General features: G+C 63.9%; 1 protein-coding gene. It reads right to left on the bottom strand.

Going from position 1 to position 737, the window contains the following annotated elements:
- Positions 1 to 31: 31 nt before the first annotated feature.
- A partial coding sequence (locus IAQ70_RS22510) for an ABC transporter permease (protein WP_190992174.1) occupies positions 32 to 737 on the bottom strand: 706 nt, incomplete at its 5' end.

Genomic DNA, 737 nt, shown 5'->3' with positions numbered 1-737 from the left:
ATGTTGTTGGCGTTCATGTTCTCCGGCCCCTTTACTTGAGTTCCGCGCGGCGTTTGACGATGAGGTTCACGATGGTGGCCAGCAGCAGCATCAGGCCGAGGAAGAACTTGAACCAGTCCGGGTTCCACTGCGCGTAGACGATTCCCTTGTTGGCCATGCCGAAGATGAACGCACCGATCGCGCCGCCCACGGCGGAGCCGTAGCCGCCGGTCAGGAGGCAGCCGCCGATCACTGCGGCGATGATGTAGAGGAACTCGTTGCCCACGCCCTCACCGGACTGCACGGTGTCGAAGGCGAAGAGGTTGTGCATGCCCAGGACCCAGCCGCAGAAACCAACCGCCATGAACAGGCCGATCTTGGTGGCCTTGACCGGGACACCCACGGCGCGGGCGGCGTGCTCGTCCCCGCCGACGGCGAAGATCCAGTTCCCCACCCGGGTCCGCATGAGCACCCAGGTCGCGACTGCGACGAGTGCGATCCAAATGAACACAGTGATCTTGACGTCGACCCCGGCGATCGTGACGGAGGACGCGAACACGGCGCGGGCGGACGCGAAGCCGTCCATGGTGGAGATCGAGGGTGAAGACACCGATCCGCCGATCAGGCGGGTCAGGCCCAGGTTCAGGCCGGTCAGCATCAGGAACGTGGCCAGGGTGACGATGAAGCTGGGGAGCTTGGTCTTCATCAGGATCCAACCGTTGATGAAGCCGATGGCCAAGGACACCACCAGCGCCAGG

It is taken from the genome of Pseudarthrobacter sulfonivorans, assembly GCF_014712225.1.
GTDB lineage: Bacteria > Actinomycetota > Actinomycetes > Actinomycetales > Micrococcaceae > Arthrobacter > Arthrobacter sulfonivorans.
The sequence above is the reverse complement of the archived record's forward strand: the minus strand, read 5'-3'. Positions and strand labels throughout refer to the sequence as shown.